This is a genomic window from Bradyrhizobium sp. STM 3561 (assembly GCF_045571455.1).
In the GTDB taxonomy this organism is placed as follows: Bacteria; Pseudomonadota; Alphaproteobacteria; order Rhizobiales; family Xanthobacteraceae; genus Bradyrhizobium; species Bradyrhizobium vignae.
Window position 1 is genome coordinate 1,350,032 of the sequence record NZ_CP120695.1, and the last position, 19,813, is coordinate 1,369,844.

15 protein-coding genes are annotated in these 19,813 nt (G+C 64.2%); 11 read left to right on the plus strand and 4 right to left on the minus strand.

Annotation, left to right across the window (positions count from 1 at the left end):
* Positions 1-130: 130 nt before the first annotated feature.
* Positions 131-1,468, plus strand: coding sequence for a PQQ-dependent sugar dehydrogenase (locus P6U28_RS06150; protein ID WP_407121949.1), 1,338 nt, complete (start codon positions 131-133; stop codon positions 1,466-1,468).
* Positions 1,469-1,518: 50 nt separating this feature from the next.
* Here P6U28_RS06150 and P6U28_RS06155 read toward each other — a convergent pair whose 3' ends face one another.
* Positions 1,519-2,319, minus strand: coding sequence for an SDR family NAD(P)-dependent oxidoreductase (locus tag P6U28_RS06155; protein ID WP_122404427.1), 801 nt, complete (start codon positions 2,317-2,319; stop codon positions 1,519-1,521).
* Positions 2,320-2,561: 242 nt separating this feature from the next.
* Between P6U28_RS06155 and P6U28_RS06160 the strand changes: the two genes are divergently transcribed.
* From P6U28_RS06160 to cyoD, 4 genes are read left to right on the plus strand one after another with little or no spacing between them, the layout of a single operon-like run.
* A complete protein-coding gene (locus tag P6U28_RS06160; protein ID WP_122404426.1) occupies positions 2,562-3,395 on the plus strand; it encodes a cytochrome ubiquinol oxidase subunit II in 834 nt (277 codons plus the stop codon).
* Positions 3,385-5,385, plus strand: a complete 2,001-nt coding sequence (gene cyoB / locus P6U28_RS06165) for a cytochrome o ubiquinol oxidase subunit I (protein ID WP_209294616.1) — start codon at positions 3,385-3,387, stop codon at positions 5,383-5,385. Before P6U28_RS06160 ends, cyoB begins: the two co-directional genes overlap by 11 nt.
* Entirely contained in the window at positions 5,385-6,026 is a 642-nt protein-coding gene (locus tag P6U28_RS06170; RefSeq protein WP_122404425.1) for a cytochrome (ubi)quinol oxidase subunit III, read from the plus strand. The genes cyoB and P6U28_RS06170 overlap by 1 nt, the downstream gene beginning before the upstream one ends.
* Entirely contained in the window at positions 6,023-6,409 is a 387-nt protein-coding gene (gene cyoD / locus P6U28_RS06175; RefSeq protein WP_122404424.1) for a cytochrome o ubiquinol oxidase subunit IV, read from the plus strand. The genes P6U28_RS06170 and cyoD overlap by 4 nt, the downstream gene beginning before the upstream one ends.
* Positions 6,410-6,736: 327 nt before the next feature.
* Here the strand turns inward: cyoD and P6U28_RS06180 are convergent, their stop codons facing one another.
* Positions 6,737-7,525: a thermonuclease family protein gene (locus P6U28_RS06180; RefSeq protein WP_122404423.1), complete on the minus strand. Its 789-nt coding sequence runs from the start codon at positions 7,523-7,525 to the stop codon at positions 6,737-6,739.
* 200 nt (positions 7,526-7,725) lie between these two features.
* Here P6U28_RS06180 and P6U28_RS06185 point away from each other — a divergent pair, with 200 nt between their 5' ends.
* The 3 genes from P6U28_RS06185 (at position 7,726) to P6U28_RS06195 (ending at position 11,100) form a co-directional block, all read left to right on the plus strand.
* Entirely contained in the window at positions 7,726-9,324 is a 1,599-nt protein-coding gene (locus P6U28_RS06185) for a GMC family oxidoreductase (protein ID WP_129144805.1), read from the plus strand.
* A 210-nt stretch (positions 9,325-9,534) separates the two neighbouring features.
* Positions 9,535-9,987, plus strand: coding sequence for a hypothetical protein (locus P6U28_RS06190; protein ID WP_122404421.1), 453 nt, complete (start codon positions 9,535-9,537; stop codon positions 9,985-9,987).
* A 93-nt stretch (positions 9,988-10,080) separates the two neighbouring features.
* Complete coding sequence (locus P6U28_RS06195) at positions 10,081-11,100, plus strand: S1C family serine protease (protein WP_122404420.1); 1,020 nt, start codon at positions 10,081-10,083, stop codon at positions 11,098-11,100.
* 77 nt (positions 11,101-11,177) lie between these two features.
* Here the strand turns inward: P6U28_RS06195 and P6U28_RS06200 are convergent.
* Both P6U28_RS06200 and P6U28_RS06205 read right to left on the minus strand, forming a co-directional pair.
* A protein-coding gene (locus P6U28_RS06200) for an IS630 family transposase (RefSeq protein ID WP_122401624.1) occupies positions 11,178-12,120 on the minus strand; the annotation gives its coding sequence in 2 pieces (ribosomal slippage) (positions 11,178-11,783 and positions 11,785-12,120; 942 coding nt in all).
* A 402-nt stretch (positions 12,121-12,522) separates the two neighbouring features.
* On the minus strand, positions 12,523-15,999 hold the full coding sequence (locus tag P6U28_RS06205) for an indolepyruvate ferredoxin oxidoreductase family protein (RefSeq protein ID WP_129145177.1): 3,477 nt from the start codon (positions 15,997-15,999) through the stop codon (positions 12,523-12,525).
* Positions 16,000-16,161: 162 nt separating this feature from the next.
* Here P6U28_RS06205 and P6U28_RS06210 point away from each other — a divergent pair, with 162 nt between their 5' ends.
* The 3 genes from P6U28_RS06210 to P6U28_RS06220 all read left to right on the plus strand — a co-directional run bounded on the left by P6U28_RS06210 (position 16,162) and on the right by P6U28_RS06220 (position 19,777).
* Positions 16,162-17,103, plus strand: a complete 942-nt coding sequence (locus P6U28_RS06210) for a hypothetical protein (RefSeq protein WP_122404417.1) — start codon at positions 16,162-16,164, stop codon at positions 17,101-17,103.
* 296 nt (positions 17,104-17,399) lie between these two features.
* Complete coding sequence (locus tag P6U28_RS06215) at positions 17,400-18,113, plus strand: cysteine hydrolase family protein (RefSeq protein WP_122404416.1); 714 nt, start codon at positions 17,400-17,402, stop codon at positions 18,111-18,113.
* A complete protein-coding gene (locus tag P6U28_RS06220) occupies positions 18,110-19,777 on the plus strand; it encodes a regulator (RefSeq protein WP_407121950.1) in 1,668 nt (555 codons plus the stop codon). The genes P6U28_RS06215 and P6U28_RS06220 overlap by 4 nt, the downstream gene beginning before the upstream one ends.
* Positions 19,778-19,813: the final 36 nt, after the last annotated feature.

Sequence of the window (19,813 nt, forward strand, 5' to 3'; positions counted from 1 at the left end):
GTATGATGGGCCGTGGCTGATGCACATCGTGCGGGCATGAACTGACGTGCGATTCGGCAGGCGTCAGACCTGCTGCAGGCCATTGCCGGTGATCGGCGTTGACGTGCGGGAAAGGCGGGGAATAGACGACGTGAGCCACAGGATATCGTTCGTGACGGTGCTCGCAGGGCTGCTGGTTGCAGTCGCGCTCGGCGCGCAGGCCGAGCCGGTGTTGCAGGGCAAGGACGCCTATGGCGATTGGCGGGCCGACAAGCCCGGCACGGTCAGGCTGATCAGGCCGCAGGATCTGGTCAGGCCCGGCGCCACGCGGTCGGTTGCGAGCTCGTCACGCGTGGTGCCGCGTCCGCCCGAGGCGGCGCTCCAGGTGCCGGCCGGCTTCAAGGTCGAGCTGTTCGCCGAAGGCCTGCGCGCGCCGCGCATCGTGCGGGTTGCGCCGAACGGCGATGTCTTCGTCGCGGAGACGCGGGCGGGCACCATCCGCGTGCTTCGCGCTGGAGAGGGTGGCAAGGTCGCGACCAATGAGGTGTTTGCCAGCGGCCTGCGGCAACCGTTCGGGATTGCCTTCTTTCCGAACGGCGACCATCCGCAATGGGTCTATGTCGCCAACACCGATAGCGTCGTCCGCTTTCCGTATCAGACCGGTGATCTCAAGCCGCGCGGCAAGGCGGAGACGATTGTGGCGAGCCTGCCGCATGATGGCGGCCACTCCACCCGCGATATCGTCTTCACGCCCGACAACAAGCGCATGCTTGTCTCCGTCGGCTCGCTCAGCAACGTCGCCGAGGGCATGGGCACGCCGCCGGGCGGATTGGAGGCGTGGTCGAAGACGCAGCCACTCGGCGCAACGTGGGCCAGCGAGCTCGAGCGTGCCGCGGTGTTGGCCTTCAATCCCGACGGCAAGGAGCGCAAGATCTACGCCACCGGCCTGCGTAACTGCGTCGGCCTAGCAATCCAGCCGCAGACCGGCTTGCCCTGGTGCTCGACCAACGAGCGCGACGGCCTCGGCGACGATCTCGTGCCCGATTACGTGACCAGCGTGAAGGAGGGTGGCTTCTACGGCTGGCCGTGGTTCTATATCGGCGGCAACGAGGACCCCCGCCATGCCGGCGCACGTCCGGATCTCAAGGACAAGGTGACGGTGCCTGATGTGCTGATCCAGCCGCACTCGGCCTCGCTCGGCATGACCTTCTACCAGGGCACTCTGTTTCCATCGGAATACCAGGGCGACGCCTTCGCCGCCGAGCACGGCTCCTGGAACAGGTCGAAGCGCACCGGCTACAAGGTCATCCGCATCAAGATGAAGGATGGCAAGCCGACGGGCGAGTACGAGGATTTCGTCACCGGGTTCGTCGTGAGCGATACCGAAGTGTGGGGCAGGCCGGTCGGCGTTGCCACGGCCAAGGACGGTTCGCTGCTGATCTTGGAGGATGGCAACGGCACGATCTGGCGGGTGACGCATTCGCGATGAGCGAGTTCTCTTCGCCTCTCCGCGCAAGCGGGGAGAGTGTGAAGAAAAACCTACCCCCGTCTCACGCTCGCGCCGCCATCCACCGGCAGTGTCACACCCGTAATGAAGTTCGCCTCGTCGCTTGCCAGGAACAGCGCGGCGTTGGCGACGTCCCATCCGGTGCCCATCTTCCTGCGTAGCGGCACCTTGCTGTCGCGTTCGGCTTCGACCTCGGCGCGGGTCTTGTGCCATTCGCGGGCGCGGGTATCGACAGCCATCGGCGTGTTCATCAGGCCAGGCAGGATGACGTTGGCGCGGATGCCGTATTCGGCGTTCTGGTAGGCGAGCTGTTCGGTGAAGGCGATCATCGCCGACTTGGTCGCCTTGTAGGCGACGTAAGGGTAGGTCGTGATCGCCGCCATCGACGAGATGTTGATGATGGCGCCGCTTCTCTGCGCGCGCATGATCGGGATCACCTCTTTCGCCGCAAGGATGCAGCTCTTCAGATTGATTGCGACGACGCGGTCGAACGCCTCCTCGGTCAGCTGCAGCAGCTCGGCATCGCCACCGGCGAGACTGACGCCGACATTGTTGTGCAGCACGTCGATCCGGCCCCAGCGCGATTGCGCGTCGGCCACCATCGCCTTGATGTCGACAGCTTTGGTCACGTCGGCCTTGAAGGCCGCGGCCGTGCCGTGTTGCGCGGTGATCATGTCCACCGTCTCCTGCGCCGACTCCAGATGGTGGTCGACGCACAACACCTTCGCACCCTCGCGCGCGAAAGTCAGCGCCGTGGCGCGGCCATTGCCCATGCCCTCGCCGGAGCTTTGCCCGGCCCCGACGACGATCGCAACCTTGTCCTTCAAGCGCATCCGGCTCGCTCCCAAGCTTCTCGATTATTTTCGTGCAGGTTAGCAATCGCGCCGATCGGAGAGAAGGGCGTGCGTCTGCGTTCATGTCATTGACATCACATGGAATTGCATGTTGCGGCCGGCGCATCGCGCGTGGCTGACCCCGGTCGTCCAGGAACCGTTCTGAGGCCAGTGCGTTTGCTGCCGGAACTTTTCCGCGTTAGGCTCAGTCCCGGGGCTTCCCAACCGCCAGTGGCTTGCCGATGAATCTGCTCGATCCGCAAGGACCCGTGGCTGCGGCCAACAGCACCATTTTGGTCGATTCCGTCTTCATCATGCTCGTGATCGTGGTGCCGACCATTTTCGCGATCCTGGCTTTTGCGTTCTGGTTTCGCGCCTCGAATCCCAAGGCGCGTTACCAGCCTGAGTTCGTCTATTCCGGCCGCGTCGAAATGGTGGTGTGGTCGATCCCTGCATTGACCGTGATCCTGCTCGGCGGCGTCGCCTGGATCGGCTCGCACCAGCTCGATCCGGCTGCGCCGGTGCCTGGCACCGGCAGCCCGGTGCGGATCCACGCCGTGTCGCTCGACTGGAAGTGGCTCTTCATCTATCCGGACCAGCGCATCGCCACCGTCAACACGTTGACGGTGCCCGCCGGCGCCGAGCTGAACTTCCAGCTGACATCCTCGAGCGTGATGAACACGTTCTTCATCCCGCAGCTCGGCAGCATGATCTACACCATGAACGGCATGGTGACGAAGCTGAACCTGCGCGCCGACAATGAAGGCAAGCTTCAGGGAATGTCGGCGCATTTTTCCGGCGACGGTTTTCCCGACATGATGTTCGACGTCAACGTGATCTCGCCGCTCGCCTTTCCGGAGTGGGTGGCGGCCACCGCGAAGACGGATGCGGTGCTGAACGCAGACAGCTACAAGAGGCTGATGCAGCAGGGCATCGAGAAGGGCCGGCCCGTCTACCGCCTGGACGATCCCCAGCTGTTCGACCTGATCTCGACCCTGCATATTCCGCCGGGACCTGGGCCAGAGCTCGCATCCGAAGCAGGCCGGTCGCACAGCGGAGGCCATGATGCTCGGTAAGCTCGATTGGTCGGCCATTCCGTTCGATCAGCCGATCCCGCTCGTCGCCGGCGCGGTGGTGCTGGTCGCGATCCTCTGCGTCTTGGCGTGGGTCGTGGTGAAGGGACATCTGCCCTATCTCTGGCGCGAATGGATCACCAGCGTCGATCACAAGCGGATCGGCGTCATGTACATCCTGCTGGCGTCCGTGATGCTGCTGCGCGGCGGCAGCGACGCCGTCATGATGCGGATCCAGCAGGCGGTCGCCTACCAGTCGCAGGGCTATCTGCCGCCGGAGCACTACAACCAGATCTTTTCCGCGCACGGCACCATCATGATCTTCTTCGTGGCGATGCCGTTCGTTATCGGGCTGATGAACCTGATCGTGCCGCTCCAGCTCGGCGTGCGCGACGTGGCGTTTCCGACGCTGAATTCGGTCGGCTTCTGGCTGACCGCGACCGGCGCGCTGCTGGTCAACGTCTCGCTCGTGGTCGGCGAGTTCGCACGCACCGGCTGGCTAGCCTTTCCGCCGCTGTCGGAATTGTCCTACTCGCCCGGCGTCGGCGTCGACTATTACGCCTGGTCGCTGCAGATCTCCGGCGTCGGCACGCTGGTGGCCGGCATCAATCTCGTCACGACGGTGCTGAAGCTGCGCACCAGGGGCATGAACTATCTGCGCATGCCGATGTTCTGCTGGACCACGCTTGCCTCGAATCTTCTGATCGTCGCGGCCTTTCCGATCCTCACGGCCACGCTCGCGATGCTGCTGCTCGACCGCTATCTCGGCTTCCACTTCTTCACCAACGAGGCCGGCGGCAACGTCATGATGTTCATGAACCTGATCTGGGCCTGGGGCCATCCCGAGGTCTACATCCTGGTGCTGCCCGCCTTCGGCATCTTCTCCGAGGTGGTCTCGACCTTCTCCGGCAAGGCGCTGTTCGGCTACCGCTCCATGGTGCTGGCGACAATGGCGATCTGCGTCATCTCCTTCATGGTCTGGCTGCATCATTTCTTCACGATGGGGGCGGGGCCCGACGTCAACGCCATCTTCGGCATCGCCAGCATGATCATCGCGGTGCCGACTGGCGTGAAGATCTACAACTGGCTGTTCACGATGTATGGCGGCCGCATCCGCTTTGCGACGCCGATGTTGTGGTCGGTCGGCTTCATGGTCACCTTCATCATCGGCGGCTTGACCGGCGTCCTGGTCGCGGTGCCGCCGGCCGATTTCATGCTCCACAACAGCATGTTCCTGGTCGCCCACTTCCACAACGTCATCATCGGCGGCGTGCTGTTCGGCGCCTTCGCCGGTTTCGAATATTGGTTTCCGAAGGCGTTCGGTTTCCGCCTCGACGAGCGCTGGGGCAAGGCCGCGTTCTGGTTCACCTTTCTCGGCTTCTACGTCACCTTCATGCCGCTCTACATCGTCGGCATGCTCGGTATGACGAGGCGCATGCAGCACTATGACGTCGCGGCCTGGCGGCCCTGGATGATCATCGCCGCGTTCGGCATGGCCGTGCTGACGATCGGCGTGATCTGCCAGATCATGCAGCTCGTGGTCAGCATTCGCGACCGCGAGGCGCTGCGAGATCGCACCGGCGATCCCTGGGACGGGCGCTCGCTGGAATGGGCGACGTCGTCGCCGCCGCCGGTGTTCAATTTCGCCTTCAATCCCGATGTGCGCGGCGAGGACGCCTATTGGGAGATGAAGGCCCATGCCCGGCAGCAATCGTTCGCGCACGAAGAGCGCGAATATGAGGATATCGAGATGCCGCGCAATTCTCCGACCGGCTTCGTCTGCGCGTTCTTCGCCACCATCATGGGCTTCGCGCTGATCTGGCACATCTGGTGGATGGTGATCCTGGGGGGTATCGGCGCATTCGCGACCTTCGTCGTGTTCGCCTGGCGCGACCATGACGAATACGTGATCCCGGCCGAGGAGGTCGCCCGCATCGACCGCGTCAATATCGAGGAGCGGCGCAGCCTCGTCAGCATGGCGGGGTCAGTCTGATGGCGATGACCGCGACCGCCGACCATGTCCATGCCGATCCCCATCACATCGGGCGCGTCATCGAGCATCCCGGGCCCGCGCCGAAGCGGATCGTGACTGCCTATGGTTTCTGGATATTCCTGCTCTCCGACATCGTGATGTTCTCCTGCTTCTTCGCAGCCTACGCCGTGCTGTCCGGCCAGACCGCGGGCGGCCCGAGGGGCTCCGAGATCTTCGAGCAGCGGAACGTCGCGATCGAGACGGTCTGCCTGTTGCTGTCGAGCTTCACTTGCGGCATGGCCAGCATTGCCGCCGACGTGCGCAACCGGTTCTGGTTCTATCTCGGCATGGCCGTGACCTGCGTGCTCGGCCTCATATTCCTGGCCATCGAGTTCCGCGAATTCGCCGACCTTGTCGCCCGTGGCTACGGCCCGTCGCGCAGTGCGTTCCTGACCGCGTTCTTCTCGCTGGTCGGGTGCCACGGCCTGCATGTTTCTGCCGGCATCTTGTGGCTCCTCACCATGATGGCCCAGGTGTTCGCAAAGGGCTTTCGCGCCGACATCTTGCGGCGGATGATGTGCTTTGCGTTGTTCTGGCACGCGCTCGACATCATCTGGGTCGCGGTGTTTTCCGTCGTTTACCTGCTCGGGAGTGCGCCATGAGCGACGAGACGCATCTGACCGCTCACCACGATCTCGCTCCGGGCGAGGAAGAGCAACACAGTGTCGGCGAGCGGATCCTGGGCTATGTCGTCGGTCTGGGTCTGGCGCTGCTGCTGACGGCGACGTCGTTCTTCATCGCCGGCACGGACCTGGTCTGGCAACCCTCGATTCCCGTCGCGCTGATCGTGCTCGCGATCGCGCAGATGGGCGTGCACCTCGTGTTCTTCCTGCACATCACCACCGGCCCCGACAACACCAACAACGTGCTGGCGCTTGCCTTCGGACTGCTGATCGTCTTCCTGGTGGTGGGCGGTACGGTCTGGATCATGTCGCATCTGAATGCGAACATGCCGCCGATGGATCAGATCATGCGGATGCAGTGATGGCACCGAACAATCGTAGCGGGGCGTCACCAGAACATCTTTTTTGAACGCTGACGTTTCTGCATCGGCATGGCCGGGACAAGCCCGGGCATGACAGGTTCGGTTTGGAGCGACGCACAAAAAAGAAGAGCCGCTTGCGGTGACAAGCGGCCCAAGTCTAGGGAGGAAACGCCCGAGCAAGGCAATCGGGCCCAAGCCGGATTGCTGCCGAGGAAACGCTCGCGCAAGGCTTTGCGTACACTTATAAGTGCAGCAACTGCCGATGAAGTTCAATTCCGGATCAATACGGTCTCGGACTACCACTCACGGATGCGTGAACCAACTCGCTCATTTCGGCCGGCGGCAATTGTAGGCCTTGCGGAAGCCGGCGGCCTGGGCGTCGTCCTCCGAGCAGAACCAGCGGTCGGGCTTGGTGGTCGCCGGATAGCTCGGGCAGCCGCGCAGATGATAGATGCCGATATTGCCGGTGACGCGGGCGCGCACCGCTAGCTTGCCCTTGATGCTGCAGCTGGGCGGCATGGTCAGCTCCTCCGGAAACAGCACGGCGCGAATCTCCTTGTCGCGGTCGCGCCGGCAGGCGGCGCCGAGGAGCGCGCCGTCCTTCTTGCCGCTACGGAAGTCTTGCGGCGCAACAAAGCAGCCCTTCCAGATACCAACCGCCGCCGTCTTGGCCTCGGCGGCTGCCGGCTTGACGTTGGCCTTGATAGGCTCGCGCGCGAGGGCAAAGCCGAGCTTGATCAGCTGCTCGTTCAAGCTGGCCTTGTCGCCTTCGGCCGTGCAGATGGCGCGGTGCCGCTTGCCGAAACTCTTCTCCGGGCCGACATCGTCGCAGCGCACCGTCCGTTTGTTGATCAGCTTCGCCAGCTGGTCGCGGGCCTCGATGCCGCAGGTCCAGGAATCGGCGTGATCGTCGATACAGACCTGATCCAGCTCGGGCGCGTCGACGCCGTCGAGCCGGTAGGTGACGTCGCCGAGCTGGATCGAGTTGCCGTCACGGACAGTCGCGGCGCCGGTCAGCGCGGCGACTGGTCCGGACGAGGCCAGAAAACCGGACAAGGCGAACAACGAAACGAGCGCAAAAGCGCGGGCGGCGGCAAAGAAATTTCGGGAGGACATACGGTCTCGCTATCGATGGCTCGTGCGCCCTGTTCCTAGCATCCGGATTTGGCGTTACCAATGGTCTGCGCCCTGCGAAGTGCGACATTCCGGCCTCGCGGCTTTACTCGGCCGTCGCTCTGACCCTATCGTTTGCCGGCCTCGCTGAGCGCGAATGGCCGAATCGCCCGGGAAGCGGCGAGGGGGAGGAAAAGGCTGCGATGAAAGACCCCGTGGACGTCCTGATCATCGGCGCCGGCGCTTCCGGCGCAGCGGTGGCGTGGTCGCTGGCCGAAACCAAGATGCACATTCTCTGCCTGGAGCAGGGCGGCTGGATGAACCCGGCGGAATATCCCAGCACGGGCCGCGACTGGGAGGCCAAGTTCTACGGCGAATGGTCGTCGAGCCCGAACGTCCGCGGCCGGCCCGAGGACTATCCCGTCAACGACGACAACTCCCCGATCAAGGTCGTGAACTACAACGCGGTCGGCGGCTCGACGGTGATGTACACCGCGCATTGGCCGCGGCTGCACCCTTCCGATTTCAAGGTGAAGACGCTCGACGGCGTCGCCGACGACTGGCCGATCGACTACGACACGCTGACCCCGTTCTTCGAAGAGAACGACCGCATGATGGGCACGTCCGGCCTATCAGGCGATCCGCTGTCGCCGCTGACGCATCCGCCGATGCCGCAGCAGCCGCTCGGATTGTCCGGCGCCATCATCGGCAAGGCCATGAACAAGCTCGGCTGGCACTGGTGGCCGTCGGATACCACGGTCGCGACGATGGACTATGAGGGCCGGGCGCGCTGCATCAATCTCGGCCATTGCACGCCGGCCTGCGCGCAGGGCGCCAAGGCCTCGACCGACATTACCTACTGGCCGCACGCGATCCGCGCCGGCGTCGAGCTGCGCACCCATTGCCGGGTGCGTGAGATCACCACCGACGAGAATGGCATGGCCTCGGGCGTGGTGTATTACGACAAGGACGGCATCGAGCAGTTTCAGCCCGCGCATGTCGTCATCATCGCCTGCAACGGTGTCGGCACGCCGCGCCTGCTGCTGAACTCGGCCTCGGGGCGATTCCCGAACGGACTTGCCAATTCGTCCGGCCTCGTCGGCAAGAATCTGATGTTCCATCCCTATGCGCAGATCTACGGCTATGTGAAGGAGCCGACCGATTCCAACCGTGCGCCGCCGACCTGTTTGTGGAGCAAGCAGTGGTACGACACGGACCTGTCGCGCGGTTTCGTGCGCGGCTATGGCGTGCAGTTCGTGCGCGGCGCAGGGCCGGTGTTCGAGGCCGTGGTCAGCGAGCAGAAGGGCATTCTGCCCTGGGGCGCCGATCATCACCGCGTCTTCCGCAAGCTCAACGGTCATCGTTTGGGTTTCTCCGCGATCTGCGAGGACCTGCCGGAGGAGCACAATCGCGTCACGCTCGATCCGGTGCTGAAGGACAGTCACGGCATTCCCGCGCCGAAGGTCGACTACACCATCAGCGAGAACAGCCGGAAGATGATGGAGCATGCGCTGGCGCGTGGCCGCGAGTTTCTCGATACGGCAGGAGCGAGCGACATCTGCGTCAATTCGCCGATCCCGTGGGGCGGCTGGCACCTGCTCGGCACCGCGCGCATGGGTACCGACCCCGAGCGCTCCGTCGTCAACGAATGGGGCCGCTCGCACGACGTGAAGAACCTCTTCATCGTCGACGGCAGCATTTTCGTCACTTCGGGCGGCGTGAACCCGACCTCCACCATCCAGGCGCTCGCGCTCTACATCGCCGACCAGATGAAGCAGCGCTTGGCTAGTTTATTTGATTGATGCGCGTGATGGATGCACCGAACCCGCCACGAACTCGCTGCACCTCTGCCGCCTGCGGGAGAGGTCGACGCGCTCGAAGAGCGCGGCGGGTGAGGGCTCTCTCCCCTGGGGGAGTCCCTCTGCGGAGACACCCTCTGCCCGACCCTGCCCCGCAAGCGGGGGAGGGAGCGCACCGTCTTCGTGGCGGGAATGAACCAACGAGAGCACGCCATGTCTGATCAACAACTCACCCTCACGCCTCGGCAGCGCGATGACCTCCGCACCATCGCGGCGATGATCATTCCTGCCAGCGACGAGTACAAGGTGCCCGGCGCCGACGATCCCGCGATCCAGGCCGACATCCTCGCAACGCTCGGCCGCGACACCAAACTGGTGGTGGCGGCGCTGGACCATCTGGCGCGGCTGGCCGGCATGCCCTTGGCCGACCTCGAGCCCGTCGCGCGCGCCGGTGTCGCCCAGAAGTTCCGCATCTCCGGCGGCATCGCCGCTGCAACGCTCGTCCGCGTGGTCCTGCAATGCTATTACCGCGACGACCGCGTGCTGCGCTCGCTGGGGCTGGAGCTGCGCGCGCCGTTTCCCAGGGGGCACGTGCTCCCGGATGGGGACTGGTCGCTGCTCGACCCGGTCAAGGCGAGGGGAGGCACGCTGCGACGCGCGCCCTAGCCATCTTGGCAGGTCCAGCCCTGCGCCCCGGCCGGGCCACTTGCGCTGGCGGGAACAGGCCACCATCTGTGTGAGCCTTCAAGGACTCTTGCCATGCTGGATTTCACCTCAGATATCGCCGATGACGCAGCGTCATCGCGAAGGACGGCGGCTACCCCGGTCGATGACCGGGCGCTGCTGGACGCCTATTCCAATGCCGTGATCGATGTGACCGACCGCGTCGGCCCTGCGGTCGTGCGGGTCGAGACCGGGCCGAAGGTGCCGAACGGCCGCGAGCGCGGCGGGCTGGGCTCCGGCATCGTGATCTCGCCGGATGGTCTTGTCCTCACCAACAGCCATGTGGTCGGCTCCTCCAAGGAGATCCGGCTGCGCGACGTCGAGGGCCATGTCGGCGATGCTCAGGTGCTTGGTGTCGATCCCGACACCGACCTTGCGTTGCTGCGCGCCAACGGCGTGCGCGACTTGCCTTACGCCGCGCTCGGCAACTCCAAGATCTTGCGGCGCGGCCAGCTCGTGATCGCAATCGGCAATCCGCTCGGCTTCGAATCGACCGTGACCGCCGGGGTCGTCTCGGCGCTCGGGCGCTCGATCCGCTCGGTCAGCGGGCGTACCATCGAGGACGTGATCCAGACCGATGCCGCACTCAATCCCGGCAATTCCGGCGGCCCGCTGGTGTCGTCGAATGCCGAGGTGATCGGCATCAACACCGCCATCATCAATGGCGCGCAAGGAATCTGCTTTGCGGTCGCCAGCAATACCGCGCAATTCGTGCTGTCGGAGATCATCCGCCACGGCTATGTCCGCCGCGCCTATATCGGCGTCGCCGGGCAGACCGCGCCGATCCCGCGGCGGCATGCCGTGCTGGCCGGGGTCGAGAACAAGATGGGCGCGCTTCTGATGCAGATCGAGCCTGATGGACCTGCGGCGAAGGCCGGCCTGCTCCCCGGCGATGTCGTGATCAGGCTCGACGGCGTCGAGATCAACGGCGTCGATGACCTGATCCGCGTGCTCGACCGCGACCGCATCGGCCGCCGTCTGGCCATGGACGTGCTGCGGCTCGGCCGCCTGCGGGCGATCGATATCGATCCGATCGAACGCAAGCCTGCGCGCTAGCGCGGAATGGGTGAGCTTCCGTCTAAAGCGCGATGAGATTTGGATGAATCGTCATCGCGCTTTAGAGCATGATGTTTTTATACGGAAACATAGCCTGAGTTTTTGAAGTAGTTGGTGCACTCCTCCTTGGAGAAGAGATCGAGGAGTTCACCAACCTTTCTCCAGGTTGCCTCCACGTCACGGGGCTCGGCAGCTCGCATGAGATGTTTGAGTTTGGCGAAGACCTGCTCGATCGGATTGAGGTCGGGGCTGTAGGGCGGCAAGAAGATGCGGTGGGCGCCTCTGGCGCGGATGGCTTGGCGAGCCGCTTTGCCCTTGTGGCTGCCAAGATTGTCGAGAACGACGATCTCACCCGGTGCGAGGGTGGGTGCCAACACCTTCTCGACGTACAGCGTGAAGAGCTCACCATTGATGGGACCATCAATCACCCAAGGCGCGCTGATCCGATCGTGACGCAGCGCCGCGATGAAGGTCATTGTCTTCCAATGGCCGAAAGGTGCAGAGGCTTGGAGGCGCTGCCCGCAAGGCCCCCAGCCGCGCAGTGGTGCCATATTGGTTTTGATCCACGTCTCGTCGATAAACACCAACCGCGCGACGTCGATCCTGCCTTGATGTGCTTTCCAGCGGGTCCGCTTACGGGCGACGTCGGGACGATCCTGCTCGGCTGGTAGAATCGTTTTTTTTGAAGCTGAGCCCTTCGGTGTGAACAAAAGTCCACACCGCCCGCACGTCTGTCTTGATCCCGCGTGCAGCCAGTTCCTGCGTCAGCTTGCGCAAAGTGAATGGCCCCGAGCGAATGCGTTTGCGCAGCCAGTCGGCGTTGGCATCCGACAGAACCCGCTTCTTGTGGCCGCCGATTTGGCCAGGTGACAGGCCTCCGGTATCCCGTCTCAGATTCTTCCACTTCGTCACGCAGGAGGCGCTGATCTGGAGCGCCTCGGCAATCGAACGAACTGTTTCTCCTGCATCAGCTCGCGCCAAAGCCCGTTCCCGGATGTCTTCCGAATAGGGTCGCGTCATCCATGCCGGCCTCCGCCCTCCAGCATGGATGTTGAATCAGAAATCGCTCCCGGGGGGAATCCCGATTCCAGCCAAAAACAACATGCTCTAGCTTGTTGTTTACGCATGATCTTTCCGGAAAACCGCGTCGCACTTTTCCGGATCATGCTTTAGCCCTTGGCATCGCTGTGATGCCCGCGCAGGCGGGCATCCAGTCCGCCGCGGTCTATCGTTGAGCCACAATCATCTCGGCATACTGGATCGTCCGGTCGAGCCGGGCGAACACGGCGAGTGCGTGGCGAGCGCGTCCCCACAATCTCGTCATTGCGGGCGAAGCGAAGCAATCCGGAGTCTTTCCACGGCTGCGGTCAGGATTGCTTCGCTTCGCCCGCAATAACGCGTGGAAAGAGCACGGTTCTTTCGCTACTCCGCCGCTGCGGCAAAGCGGCTGTTCTCCAGTTCCGCCTCAAGCCGCGCCGCCTCGGACCTCGCCAGCTTGATATTGGCTTCCTTGACATGACCGAAGCCGCGGATCGTCTCCGGTACGCGCGCGAGCCGTGTCAGCAGCGGGATCTGCTCGGCCTTCAACCCGGCGATGCGCTGATCGATGATCGCGAGATAATCCTCGACCAGCTTGCGCTCGGTCCGGCGCTCCTCGGTGCGGCCGAACGGATCGAACGCGGTGCCGCGCAGGAACTTGAGCCTGGCGAGAATGCGGAAAGCGTGGATCATCCAGGCGCCGAACTCCTGCTTCTGAAGCCGGCCTGTCGCCTTGTCTCGCTTCGCGAAGATCGGCGGTGCCAGGTGATACTTCAGTGTGAAGTCGCCGCCGAACTTCTCGGACACTTTCTTGGCGAAGCTGCCGTCGGTATAGAGCCGCGCAACCTCGTACTCGTCCTTGTAGGACATCAGCTTGAACAGGTTTTTCGCGACTGCCTCGGTCAGCTCCGTGGATGCGGGCGAAGCCGCGCTCTCGGCCTTGCGCACCTTGGCGACAGCCGCAAGGTAACGGTCGGCATAGGGTTCGTCCTGATAGAAGGTCAGGAACTCGGCGCGGGTGGCGATGATCTCGTCGAGCGATTTCGCCGGCGCGGATGCGCGGTTCTTGAACTGGAGCACGCTGCGCACCCGCGACATGTCGTGGGCCGCGAGGCGGCCCCAGGTGAAGGCGAGCTTGTTCATCTCGATCGCGGCGCCGTTGATCTCGATGGAGCGGAGCAGGGCCTCCAGCGACAGCGGGATCGCGCCCTTTTGGAAGGCGAAGCCGAGCATGAAGGGATTGGTGGCGATGCTGTCGCCCATCAGCGCCGCGGCGATGCCCGTGGCATCGACAATGTCGAGGTTCTTGTCGCCGATCGCGTCGCGCAGCACGGTCTGCATCGTGCCCATTTCGAAATCGAGATCGGGATTTTGCACGAAGCTCGCCGTCGGCTGCAAATCGGCGTTGATAAAGGCCTTGGTCACGCCGCGCTCGGCGCGGCTCAGCGCAGTCGGGCCGGCCGAGACGATCATGTCGCAGCCGAGGATGACGTCGGCGCCGCCGGTGGTGATGCGGACCGCGGAAATGTCCTCCGGCTTCGGGGCGATGCGGACATGGCTCATCACCGCGCCGTTCTTCTGCGACAGGCCGGTGAAGTCCAGCGCCGAGCAGCCGCGACCGTCGACATGGGCGGCCATGCCTAGCAGGGCGCCGATTGTGATGACGCCAGTGCCGCCGATGCCGGTGACGAGGATGTTGTAGGGGCCGTCGAGGTCGCGCGCGGGCGGCAGCGGCAGATCGGCGAACAGCTGGCCTGAATCCACCGCCGTGGTCTTCATCCGCTTCAGGCTGCCGCCGTGCACCGTCACAAAACTCGGGCAAAAACCTTCGACGCAGGAAAAGTCCTTGTTGCAGTTCGACTGGTCGATCTGCCGCTTGCGGCCGAACTCGGTCTCCAGCGGCTGCACCGAGACGCAGTTGGAGGCCTGCGAGCAGTCGCCGCAGCCTTCGCAGACCAGCTCGTTGATGAAGGCGCGCTTGGCCGGATCAGGATAGAGCCCGCGCTTGCGGCGGCGGCGCTTTTCGGCGGCGCAGGTCTGGTCGTAGATGATGACGGTGAGGCCCTTGATGTCACGCAGCTCGCGCTGCACGGCATCGAGCTCGCGGCGGTGATGGATGGTCGCGCCTTGCGGGAAGTAGTTGCCTTGCGGGTACTTGCCCGGATCGTCCGAGACGATCGCAAGCCGCTTGACGCCCTCGGCCCAGACCTGGTGCGCGATCTGTGCGACGTTGAAGGCCCCTTCCGCCGGCTGGCCGCCGGTCATCGCCACGGCGTCGTTATAGAGGATCTTGTAGGTGATGTTGATGCCGGCGGCGGAGGCGGCGCGTAGGGCCAGGAGACCGGAATGGGTGTAGGTGCCGTCGCCGAGATTCTGGAAGATGTGCGTCTCGGTCGTGAAGGGCGACTGGCCGATCCAGTTCACGCCCTCGGCACCCATATGCGAGATCAGGTCGGTGCGGCGGGTCGGCATGCTCAGGGCCATGCCGTGGCAGCCGATGCCGGCCATGGCGCGGCTGCCTTCGGGCACGCGCGTCGAGGTGTTGTGCGGACAGCCCGAGCAGAAGAACGGCGTGCGCGCGAGCTTGATCGGTGCGCTGGCGGTGACGGGATTGTCGAACGCCTCCAGGCGTGCCAAGCGCTGTTCCAGCACCGGGCTGTGATGGCCGAGCTTGCGCAAGCGCGCCACCAGCGCGGACGCGACGATGGTCGGCGTCAGCTCGCCCTCACTCGGCAGCAGCGGCGCGCCGCGCTCGTCGCGCTTGCCCGTGACCGTCGGGCGTCTGGACGCATCCACGTTGTAGAGGATGCGCATCAGCTGGTCTTCGATGAAGCCGCGCTTCTCCTCGACCACCAGAACGTCCTGGAGACCTTCGGCGAAACGTTTGGCGCCGCTCTCCTCCAGCGGCCATGTCATCGCGACCTTGTAGATGCGAAGGCCCAGATCCTGCGCGTCCTTGTCGGTGATCCCCAAATCGGCGAGGGCCTGGCGGAGATCGAGATAGGCCTTGCCGGTCGCGACGATACCGAGCCGCGCAGGCTTGGAATCGAGCACGATGCGATCGAGCTGGTTGGCGCGGGCGAAGGCCTGCACCGCCGCCATCTTCGGGCCGAACAGCCGCTTCTCGGCCTCCAGCGGCGGATCGGGCCAGCGGATGTTGAGGCCACCGGGCGGCATCTCGAAATCCTCGGGGAGCACGATCTTGACGCGCTCGGGATCGCTGTAGATCGACGCCGAGCTCTCGACGGTCTCGCTGATCGCCTTGAAGCCGACCCAGCAGCCGGAGAAGCGCGACAGCGCAAAGCCGTAGAGGCCGAGATCGAGATAGTCCTGCAGCGTCGCCGGGTTGATCACGGGGATCAGCGACGCGGCGAACACCTGCTCGCTCTGATGCGCCAGGGTCGAGGACTGGCAGCCGTGGTCATCGCCGGCGAGCGCGAGCACGCCGCCATTGACCGAGGTGCCGGCCGCATTGGCGTGCTTGAGCGCATCGACCGAGCGATCGACGCCCGGGCCCTTGCCGTACCAGATGCCGAACACGCCGTCGACCTTGGCCCCGGGAAACAGCCCAACCTGCTGGCTGCCCCAGACCGCGGTCGCGGCCAAGTCTTCGTTGAGTCCCGGAACAAAGGCAATGTCGTGCTGCTGAAGGTGCGACTTCGCCCGCCATAGCGCATGATCGTACATGCCAAGCGGGGAACCGCGATATCCTGAGATGAAGCCGCCGGTGTTCAGTCCCTGAAGCCTGTCGCGTTCGCGCTGCAACATGGGAAGGCGGACCAGCGCCTGCGTGCCCGACAGGAAGATCCGCTTCGATTCGAGCCGGTATTTGTCGTCCAGTTCGACCTGCAACAGCGTCATTTCAGAAGTCCTCGGCTTTGGTTCTTGGGGTTTGCGCTGCGGGAAGGATTGCGGCTGCGCGACGCGATTGTGACAGTCAAATGCATGGCTCAGCGAAGTCAATATCGCTGGCCGCATCCGTGGCGCTCCTGCTAGTCATGGCTTGCGAGCGGAGGAGCGCGCATGATGGCGTTTGACACACAAATCACCCGAATAGGAGGCGCCTTGATTGGACCGTGGCGCCGGCCGCGGCAGATGCTACAGGCGCAAACCTATGATGCGCATGCCTCGATCCATGATGACGCGACGGCGCAGAAGCTCGGTTTCAAGGGCGGCACCATCGAGGGGCCGACCCATTTCAGCCAGTTCGCTCCACTTTGCGAGCGGCAATGGGGCCGGGCGTGGTTTGAGCGAGGGTGTCTCTCGGTGCATTACCGTAGTGTCTGCTACGAAGGTGAGGAGGTGCAGGCGACGCTGCTAGCCTCTTCGACCGAACAGCCCGAGTGTCAGGTACAGATGCTCAAGCGCGACGGCACCGAGGTGCTGCGCGGCACCGCATCCATCGTTGAGAGCCCGACAGCCCTCGACATCCGCCTCCGCGAGCTCAAGCCGCTGGCTGATCCCGTGATCCTGCGCGACGTCAAGGTGGCGCAGACGAGCAAGCGCCAGACGGTGCGGATGGCTTTCGACCAGAACATGGGCGACCTCTATCCGTTCTCCCTTCGGCAGAAGCTCGCCGTCATCACCGAGAACTCGCAATACTACTCGACCGCAGACAATCCATGGGGCAAGCCCATCATCCCGATGGAGATGCTCAGCGTGCTGTTCCAGTACCGCTCCAAGGACGATCCGCTGCCGGCCAAGGGCCCTGCCGTCGGCCTGTTCGCCGACCAGGAGATCCGCCTGGTGAAGGGCCCGCTGTTCGTCGACGAGGAGTACGAAGTCGAGCGCGAGGTGGTCGCACTCTCCGGCAGCCGCCGCACCGAAAGCGCCTGGGTCAAGACGCGCGTGTTCGCCAAGGCGGGCACGTTGGTGGCCACGATGTTGCTGAACATGGCGACGCTGAAGGACTCGTATGCGCCGTACGAGGAGGAGTATCGGCGGCTGTACGGGGCCGGGCGGTAGTCTCCTCGTCATCCCGCGGCGACGCGGAGCGTCGAGCCCGGGATGGCCGCACCGCATGAGGTGAAATGGATTCCAGGCACGCGCTGCGCGCCACGGAATGACGGAAGATGCCGCTCATCCTCTAGGCAAATGCACGTCGCAAAGCCGTCGCACAGGGAATAAGCAGGCGATCGCATTCTACGCAAGTTTTTGAGTACACTACAAATTCTGTCGCCGCCCGCGCCCCACTGCAATTGTACACAATGGCACGGCGCTTGCAGAACTCTGGCCAAGAGAGTTCTCGCGGGGCCTGCGTCATGTTGAACTCAGCCAATCCGACAAAGGGCGTCGTCAGCGCCGAGCCCGAGCCGATCGCGCTCGACTGGCCGGCCACCGCGCTTCTCATCATCGACATGCAGCGCGACTTCATGGAGCCCGGCGGCTTCGGCGAAACGCTCGGCAACGACGTCAGCCAGCTTGCACGCGCGGTGAAGCCGATCGGCGCGGTGCTGACGGCGGCGCGCGACATCGGCATGCTGGTGATCCACACGCGCGAGGGGCATCTGCCCGATCTCTCCGACGCGCCGCCGGCAAAGATCGAACGCGGCGCGCCGAGCCTTCGTATCGGCGATCCCGGTCCGATGGGACGAATCCTCATTCGCGGTGAGGCCGGCCACGACATCATTCCCGAGCTCTATCCGTTCGACAGCGAAATCGTGATCGACAAGCCGGGCAAGGGCGCCTTCTACGCCACCGAGCTCGGCGATGTCCTGGAGAATTACGGTATCGAGAATCTCTTGGTGTGCGGCGTCACGACAGAAGTTTGCGTCAACACCACCGTGCGCGAGGCCAATGACCGCGGCTATCGCTGCGTCGTCGTGTCCGATGGCTGCGCATCCTACTTCCCCGAATTTCACGAGATGGGCCTGAACATGATCAAGGCCCAGGGCGGCATCTTCGGCTGGGTCGCAAGCTCAGCCGCAGTCTTGGAGGCGATGAAGAGTTCGAACACATTGGGGGTAACATCATGAGCAAATTGACGGGGACGGCCGGCAAGTCTGAGATCAATACGTCCGACTTCAAGCTGGCGCTATGGACATCGGGCGACTGGAACGCGTTTTTCGGCTTCGGTACCAACATCCTCGTCAACATGCTGGTGCTCACGGGCCTGCTTCGCTTCGTGTTGAAGATGCCTGATGGTCTCGTGTTCGGGCGCATCCTGCCCGCGCTCGGGCTGATGATGTGCCTCTCCACCTTCTACTATGCGTATCTCGCCTATCGCCTCGCGCAGAAGACCGGCCGCAACGACGTCTGCGCGCTGCCGTCCGGCGTCAGCGTGCCGCACATGTTCATCGTCACCTTCGTGATCATGCTTCCGATCACGCTGAAGACCGGCGATCCTCTCAAGGGCTGGTCGGCGGGTCTCGTCTGGGTGTTCTTCCAGAGCTTCATTCTCATGATCGGCGGCTTCATCGCGCCGTTCATCCGCAGGATCACGCCGCGCGCGGCGCTACTCGGCACGCTTGCCGGCGTCTCCATCACCTTCATCTCGATGCGGCCGGCGCTGGAAATGTACATGACGCCGCAGATCGGTCTCGTCTGCTTCGCCATCATCCTGGTGAGCTGGTTCGGCGGGGTGAAATATTGGCGCGGCGTTCCCGCAGGCCTCGTCGCGATCGCGGCCGGCATGATCATCGCCTGGGGCTCGAACCTGTTCGGGCTCGGTCTCGGCGGCCTGAGCCTCAAAGGTGTCGGCGTGGCCTTTGCCAATTTCGGCTTTTCTGTGCCGATCCCGGCGGTAAACCATGTCTTCTCCGGCTTCGAATTCCTGGGCATCATCCTCGTCACCGCCATTCCGTTCGGCATCTACGATCTCGTCGAGGCCATGGACAATGTCGAGAGCGCGGAAGCGGCCGGCGACGAATATCCGACCACGCGCGTGCTCACCGCCGACGGCGTCGTCAGCCTGATCGGCTGCCTGATGGGCAATCCCTTCATCAACGCCGTCTATATCGGCCATCCCGGCTGGAAGGCGATGGGCGGTCGGATCGGTTACTCGGCGGCGACCGGCGTCATGGTGGTCGTGCTGTCCTGGTTCGGCATCATCTCGGTGCTGCTGGCACTCGTGCCTGTCGTCGCGATCTCGCCGATCTTGCTCTACATCGGCATGCTGATCGGGGCGCAGGCATTCCAGACGACACCGGTCAAGCACGCGCCCGCCATCGTGCTGGCGCTGACGCCGCATCTCGCCGCCTGGGCCAAGCTCCAGATCGACACGATGCTCGGCTCCACCATGAACGCGGCGGCAACCGTCGGCGGCTTGGCGGCCGACAAGGCCGATGCGGTCAAAGCCGCCGCGATCGCCGCGCTGCCGCAGCAGGGCGTGTTCTACCACGGTCTTGAGGTGATGGGCGGCGGCTCCATCCTCGGCGGCCTCATCCTCGGCGCCATCGGCGTCTTCATCATCGAGCGCGATTTCGAGAAGGCGTCCGCCTTTGCGCTGGTCGGGGCGGTGCTGACCTATTTCGGCTTCATGCACGGCGAAGCCGTCGGCATTGGCGGCGGCTTTGGCGTGACGCCCGCGGTCGCCCTGGCCTACGCCGTGATGGCCGCTGGGCTGTTCGCCGCCGGCAAGCTCGGCGCCAGCGAGCCCTACGCCGCACATCCGGAGATGTCCGCCGCGCCGGCGGAGTAGGCGCAGCTTTCGATACGCGGAACGGTCGAGCGGATG